This window comes from Candidatus Magnetominusculus dajiuhuensis, from assembly GCF_046044395.1.
GTDB classification, from domain to species: domain Bacteria; phylum Nitrospirota; class Thermodesulfovibrionia; order Thermodesulfovibrionales; family Magnetobacteriaceae; genus Magnetominusculus; species Magnetominusculus dajiuhuensis.
In genome coordinates, this window is the sequence record NZ_JBJUSG010000035.1 from 21,536 (window position 1) to 28,341 (window position 6,806).

Below are 6,806 nucleotides of genomic sequence, written 5' to 3' on the forward strand. Positions count from 1 at the left end.
GACAACAAACTAAGCAACTACCGCTTACTTATGATGGAGAACAAATTTACCGTGTGAAAAAATCTTAGCACAATGGCCTTGAAATCTTTTATAATAAGCTCAAGAGCAAAGGAGGCGTCTATGGTATCTGTATTGGTAATTCTGGCAGATGGATTTGAAGAGCTTGAGGCAGTGGCGGTAATTGACATCCTTAGGAGGGCAGACATAAAGGTTGTTGCCGCCGGACTTAAAGACGGGCCGATTACAAGCGTCAGGGGAGTAAGGATAATACCCGACGTGCCACTTCACGCGGTCAGGGCGGAGGATTTCGATATGCTGGTCTTGCCGGGAGGTTTGCCCGGGACGGAGGCCCTTGCAAAGGACGAGCGGGTAAAGAAGATCGTAGTTGAGATGTCAGAAGGCGGCAAGTACGTCACGGCTATATGCGCCGCGCCCTATGTGCTTTCAGAGGCCGGCATTCTTTCAGATAAAAAGGTAACAAGCCACCCAAGTTTTCAGCAGAAACTCCATGCCGCAAGCATATCGTCAGAGGAGAGGGTCGTTGTTGACGGCAGGGTAATAACAAGCCAGGGTGCCGGTACCGCCGTTGAGTTTGCCATGGAACTTGTCGCAACACTCGTTGGCAGGGAAAAGGCTGAGCAGATCAGCCTGTCAATGGTCTGTGCGCCGGAGCAAGGCTCAAAAAAGGCCTGAAAGGGGGGCTGCTAAAAGAGAGTCATAGAGACTACCCTGTTGCGGCCTTCGCGTTTGGCCTTGTAGAGGGCGTCGTCGGCCTTTTTGAGCAGCATTTCATGGGTATCTGTTATCTCGCACAGCTCGGATACCCCAAGGCTTATCGTAACTTTTGCCGATGTCATCGTGGCGTTAAATCTGTTTTCCTGAGATTCGACGTTTTTTCTAATCCGCTCGGCAACCATCATAGCGCTGCTTATTGTGGTCTCAGGGAGGATACAGCAGAACTCCTCTCCCCCATATCGCGCAAGCGCATCGTTTACCCTGAGTGTATCAAGCGCGGTAGCTGATACTTCTTTCAGGACGAAATCCCCATACTGGTGCCCGAAGGTATCGTTTATGGACTTAAAATGATCTATATCGAACATGATAACGCTTAACGCGTGGCAGTATCTCTTGTGACGGTCAAACTCATCCTTCAGGCGGGTCTCAAGGTAGCGCCGGTTATATACGCCGGTTAGGCCATCTTTGATGTTCATATCGTGGAGTTTTCTTTCGTAAGCGGCCATCTCTGTGACGTCTTGTATGACTATGAAGACATGCTCAACAACGTTATCCTTGTCTTTGATAGGACCCATCGTAACGCTTTGCTGCATGTGTTGAAAACCTGAGACCTTTTTTTCGAATTTAAACAGATATTTATGGAGTTTTTGCGACATGAATACAAAACTGCCGAATTTAAAGACAGACCTGACGCTGCGGTTGAAATACTTTGTGTCAAGATCAGGGAAAAACTCCAATAGCGGCGACCCGATTATATTCTCGCAGTCAAAGCCGCTGTGCCTGGTCATCCAACGGTTCCAGTAACACACACGAAGCCCTTCGTCCAGGATAACAAGTCCAAGATTGAGTACATCAAAGACCTGTCTGTAAATCACTCGTACTGTTTCCAGAAAGCGCGCAGGGCGTCCTTAAGCGTATGAATGGAATCAAGGCTGTTTACCAAAAACAGATGGCCCGACAGCTCACGTCCTTCAATCTGGAACAGGGTCTTTAGTAAAATTACTCTGGCTTCGCGCTCAAAACGATTTTCGACAAAGGCCTCGCTCAACTGCTCCCCGGTTATTACCCTTGGCGGCACAAACGTTACCACATCTTTAAGGAGCTCAGCCATCTTACTCACACACGCCCCTATCAGTATATTGCCAATCTCTATCAACATCTCGTTGTCAAGTTCATCGGATATGTCCGAGTCAATTCCCATGTCCGAGTCTTCCCTGAACATGGCAATCAGCTCCAGTTCAGCCTCATGCGGAAACGCAAGCAGGGCAACACCCTTGGATTTCCCCCAGTAACTCTGCTCTACTATCTTGAAGTCCTTCAGGTCGCCTATTTCAACCCTGATAAACTCCGACAAACTCACCGCCTTCTTCAGTTTCAGCGCCGGTACACTTAGAACAATAAACACGTTTATAACCTCGGCAAGGTCGGCGGAGGCCTGCCCAAAGGCAATATTCATTATCTCCTGAAGTGTGTCTATCTCCAATTCTGAAAATGTGCTATCGTCATTCACTTCCACAGGCTTACCCCCCTATCCCTTGAATTTTGAGGAGCGCCTCTTCGACAGTGGCTTTAACCGGAGGTTTTTTCAGGACCGTAGTGATGCCAAGCGCGGTAACCCGCTCAATTGTCTTAGTTTGAATATCAGCCGTCAGGACAATTATCGCCGCCTGAGGGTCAAATGCCTTAATAACTTCAATTGCCTCAAAACCCGTCATCACAGGCATCGTTAAATCCATAAACGTTACATCCGGGCGGAAATTTTTATAAGCCTCCACCCCCTTTGCCCCATCGCTGGCCTCAAAGAACTCATAGCCCTTGTCCTTTGGAATACACCCCTTGATGAAAAACCGGGCGGACGTCGAATCGTCCACTATCAATATCTTCTTTATAGTAATCATCTCAAATTCCCCTGACGCATATTTGACATCATTAATGTTATTAAGCCACGCTCAGCCGTAAATATAACATTGTTTGTCAATAATGTCAATACGGATTGCCCAAAATCCACCATACGGTAAATTTGTTCTGACGGATAAAACAAGTTTTCATTGGAAGTTGTAATGATTTCTGGACTGTCCTTTTCTTAGTCCGTCATTCCGGCCTCATTTTGTCATTCCGGCTTGTCTGGAATCTGTCCTTATCCCTCAGAATAGGCAAAATCATCTTGAAACAACCATCAAAGGGACGATTCCGGACAAGCCGGAATGACAGAAAGGGACAAGGATGACAACAAGCTAAGCAACTACTGCTTACTTATGATGGAGAACAAATTTGCCCTGCCACTGAAATAGTACCTATGAAATTGGCCACCCGCTATGGTACAATGAGCAACGATGGCGGATGCTTATGAGGATAGTTATGTTTAGAAAGGGTATATCAAAAATAGCTGCCGTAATCTTTATAACCGCGATTTTGACGTTTTTCGTTATAATCGGGCTATATTATTCTCAGCCAAAATCGTCTTTCGCCCAGCAAAATGGAAAAGACCAAAATGGAAAAAACAGCGACAGCAGGGATAGCCTTAATCCATACTCAGGAGATTTTGAAAAATATACGCAACAAGTTCGTGAAGATTCTCATTTTGGGTTTCATTCCGCTAATTTTGGTAATTACTATTCCTATTTGAGCGATCTTGGAGTAAATTGGAGCAGGGAAGGGATGTATTTTATATGGACATTAGCAGACGCTAAACGCAAAGGGAACTTTGATTTTACCTTTTACGACCATGAGAAATTACAGGCCAATACCCCGAATAACATTAATATCGTGGCAAATATCTGCCCTTTTGGCAGGGGCGGCAAGTTTCTTAACGAGGAAGAAAAAGATATTTACGCAAGGTTTGTAGAAAATACTGTTGCTCGTTACGGCGGAGGCGGTAGTTTAGGCTGCGCGGAGAAATCGCCCGATTGCTATAAGTCCGCCGATAAGCAGTATCCTGCCAACGAGGTAATAAGCCGATTTAAAAGGAATAATCCAATCAAATATTGGCAGGTATGTAATCAACTGGTTGATACATGCGGAGGCCCGGATTGCAAAACAGATTATGCCGGCAACTTCGCCGAAGTACAAAAAATAACTTACAACGCAATAAAGAAAGTGGACAGTTCCGCCCAGGTATTGATTGCCGGTGACTCCAGAATAACAGACTACCCCGAGGTATTTAAAAAATTAAACGGCAATTATATTGACATCATTGACCTCCATCATTTTGGGACAGAAAACGGTTACGACCTGAAAAAAGACATTGATTATTTAAAAACCAGTCTTAGAAATTCAAACTTTGATTTAAATAAATTAAAGTTCTGGATAACTGAAACAGGGACTTATTCAGGGAAGCCATTAGGTGATGATATAACACGGGAATATAATTATCAAGATGAAAAACAACAGGCCAGAGGATTACTAAAAATATATGTTTCGGCGTTTGCCAGAGGTATAGATAAAGTTTTCTGGGCATGGGGGTTAATGGAAGGCTTTGGTTGCTCCTGTTGTATCTTCGATTATACGGGATTGATTTATGCCAATGCCGGTGTAAATCCGGATGGCAAACACGGTAAGTGCGGCAGCCCGGATTATGATCTTGGATATGGAGTAAAGAAACTCGGCTATTATACCTATAAGCTGATGGTGGAAAAGTTGAAATATTCCGATTGGTCTAAGATTGAGGCAAGCCATGAATCTGACGGGGTATATATATACAAATTCACCAATAAACAAAATGGACGATTGACATGGGTGGCGTGGAACGACAGCAAAACCCCTAAAACGGTTAGTCTTACTTTGAATGTGAATACTGAGGACGTAAGAATTACCCAAGCTATCCCTGCCCAAAATTCAGGGAAGGAAGTTACGGATTATCATAGGGATTTTAAAGAAATAACAGGTACAATATCGTCAACTTCCCCAAAACGGCTGACCTTTGTTCTGGACGACACGCCGGTTTTTATAGAGGAAGTCTATAAGGTGTCAAGGCAGCGTATGCCTCTTTCACAGCCGCCGCCACCGTCGGCAGGGCGGCCTTCGCCGGAGGGTTCCGACGATATCTCAACGAAGCTCACCGAGTTCAGGCTCCTGCTCTCAAGGCAGACAGACGCGGAAAAGATCAAAAAGGCCACAGATATAGATATACAATCCCGTGAGGCCTTCCGTGCCGGAGACCCTGTGCTGACGCTTAAGCTATTAAACTCGGCGATAGATTACTTAAAGGGTAACGATAACGTCAACCTCAACCGGCAATAAATATGTCTTAGGCGGCGCACTTGTCCTTTATCTCATCTGCAATGCGGCACTTTGCGCGCTGTATCCATTTTATATAGCCTTTGGATTCAGCCTTGTTGTGCTTTCGTCTGTCCTTTTTGCCATTAAACCCACATGGGGGGTCTATGTCATGGTATTTCTTGTCCCGATTTCTCAATATGACTTATACTTTGCGCCCATGGGAGAGTGGAATATACGTTGGTTTGAGGATTCCTATTTAAATGCGTGGCCGGTTTTTACACCCGTGTTATTATCTGTGTGCCTGGGGGTTATTCTTCGCAAGGGGGCCTCTATGTGGGTGTCTCAGGTAATAAGGCCCACAAAGATAATTCTTATCGCAATAGCGGTTTATGCCGCGTTTACCATGCTTTGGTCTGAAAATATATGGCATAGCTTATTTCAGTATTACTATCTGGTATCGTTTATGATCCTGTTTTATTTGGTTATTTCCACTATGGCGACGGAGGAGATTCACAGGAAAATGATATGGTGCCTGTTATTTTCGTGTCTGGTTCAGGCCTTATTATCATATGTATTTCGATTCACAGGTTCATTTGTTGAAAAGGCAGACATTGGCGATATCAGGTTTGCGCTGCATGTTCTGGGCGGCATGATGAACAGCGACGGCTCCCCTGTGCAGGCGCATGGACTTCAGGATGGCCATGTGACATCCATGTGGATGAATATTCTTATGGGCGTTGCAACTGGTCTTTTTCTGACTGAGAAAAAAGTGGGGAGAAGGATATTTTTGGCCTTATGTTTTGTCATTGGCCTTTCCGTGCTGATAGGAACTGAAAGCAGGGGAGGCGCCGTCGCGTTCGTTGCTATGGTCATGTTTTTTTTATTTTTCTACCATCGAACATCGAAATATCTTATACGTAGCATCATAATATTTTTTGCGGCATTCTTAGTCTTTTACGTGGTTGAGCAGAGGATATTCTCAACATTGGCGGGCAAAGAGGAGGCCATAATGAGACTTCTTATGATTGGGCAGAAGTCCCTTGAGACAGGCGATGTCTTAGACCCCGGTTTGTCGGCATTGGAGGGGGTAGGGCCGGGCAGGATGACCATATGGGGTAATGGATTCTCTGGTCTATCACAAAATTGGCTTGGCATTGGCATCGGCAATTATAAGTATCTTTACGCGATTCCTCACGCCCACAGCGTGCTGTTTTCATTTTTGTTTGACCTTGGGCCGATTGGGCTTATTTTATTTGTATCTCTCTTTTATCATATTATCAAATACTATCTGAAGGTGATTAAGCTGCAGGACACCTATTTGCAGATAATGTCACTGTGTCTTATGTCGGCATTCACAGCCGTAATGTTTCATGGATGTTTCGACTTTGACTACACCTATGCTATCTATTGGCTTTTTTGGGGCTATGTATTTTCCACGCTGATTTTAGTGAATAAGCGCGCCGGATAAGCCACGGTAAATTTGTTCTGACGAATAAAACAAGTTTTCATTGGAAATCGCAATGATTTCTGGACTGTCCGTTTCTTAGTCCGTCATTCCAACCTCATTCTGTCATTACAGTCTCATTTTGTCATTCCGGTGCCTTTGTTGTCATTCCGGCTTGTCCGGAATCTGTCCTTATACCTGAGAATAGGCATCATCATGAAGCAACCATTTAAGGGACGATTCCAGACAAGCTGGAATGACAGAAAGAGACAAGGATGGCAACAAACTAAGCAACTACCGCACACTTATGATGGAGAACAAATCTACAGTGAAATTGGGGGGCTGCGTCAAAAAAAAGGTAAGCGTCAAGAAAACCCCATCTTTACAGTGGGGGTAGCAGATGTCATAA

The 6,806-nt window shown here is 44.8% G+C and carries 8 protein-coding genes; 4 read left to right on the forward strand and 4 right to left on the reverse strand.

Translation table 11 applies throughout. The features are described from left to right. Window positions 1-120: 120 nt before the first annotated feature. Entirely contained in the window at window positions 121-693 is a 573-nt protein-coding gene (locus AB7D94_RS06740) for a DJ-1 family glyoxalase III (RefSeq protein WP_420264974.1), read from the forward strand. Between the two features lie 11 nt (window positions 694-704). Here the strand turns inward: AB7D94_RS06740 and AB7D94_RS06745 are convergent, their stop codons facing one another. From AB7D94_RS06745 to AB7D94_RS06755, 3 genes are read right to left on the reverse strand one after another with little or no spacing between them, the layout of a single operon-like run. After that, window positions 705-1,610, reverse strand: coding sequence for a sensor domain-containing diguanylate cyclase (locus tag AB7D94_RS06745; RefSeq protein ID WP_420264976.1), 906 nt, complete (start codon window positions 1,608-1,610; stop codon window positions 705-707). Further along, window positions 1,607-2,251: a chemotaxis protein CheC gene (locus AB7D94_RS06750; protein WP_420264977.1), complete on the reverse strand. Its 645-nt coding sequence runs from the start codon at window positions 2,249-2,251 to the stop codon at window positions 1,607-1,609. Before AB7D94_RS06750 ends, AB7D94_RS06745 begins: the two co-directional genes overlap by 4 nt. Window positions 2,252-2,255: 4 nt before the next feature. Then, a complete protein-coding gene (locus AB7D94_RS06755; RefSeq protein ID WP_420264978.1) occupies window positions 2,256-2,633 on the reverse strand; it encodes a response regulator in 378 nt (125 codons plus the stop codon). Between the two features lie 460 nt (window positions 2,634-3,093). On the opposite strand from AB7D94_RS06755, the gene AB7D94_RS06760 reads away from it, so the two are divergent. Further along, window positions 3,094-4,974: a hypothetical protein gene (locus AB7D94_RS06760; RefSeq protein ID WP_420264979.1), complete on the forward strand. Its 1,881-nt coding sequence runs from the start codon at window positions 3,094-3,096 to the stop codon at window positions 4,972-4,974. A gap of 7 nt (window positions 4,975-4,981) precedes the next feature. On the opposite strand, the gene AB7D94_RS06765 is transcribed toward AB7D94_RS06760, so the two are convergent. Continuing rightward, entirely contained in the window at window positions 4,982-5,149 is a 168-nt protein-coding gene (locus AB7D94_RS06765) for a hypothetical protein (protein ID WP_420264980.1), read from the reverse strand. Between the two features lie 135 nt (window positions 5,150-5,284). Between AB7D94_RS06765 and AB7D94_RS06770 the strand changes: the two genes are divergently transcribed. Beyond that, window positions 5,285-6,421, forward strand: coding sequence for an O-antigen ligase family protein (locus AB7D94_RS06770; RefSeq protein WP_420264981.1), 1,137 nt, complete (start codon window positions 5,285-5,287; stop codon window positions 6,419-6,421). 192 nt (window positions 6,422-6,613) lie between these two features. After that, the coding region (locus AB7D94_RS06775) for a hypothetical protein (protein ID WP_420264983.1) at window positions 6,614-6,806 on the forward strand (193 nt) is incomplete at its 3' end.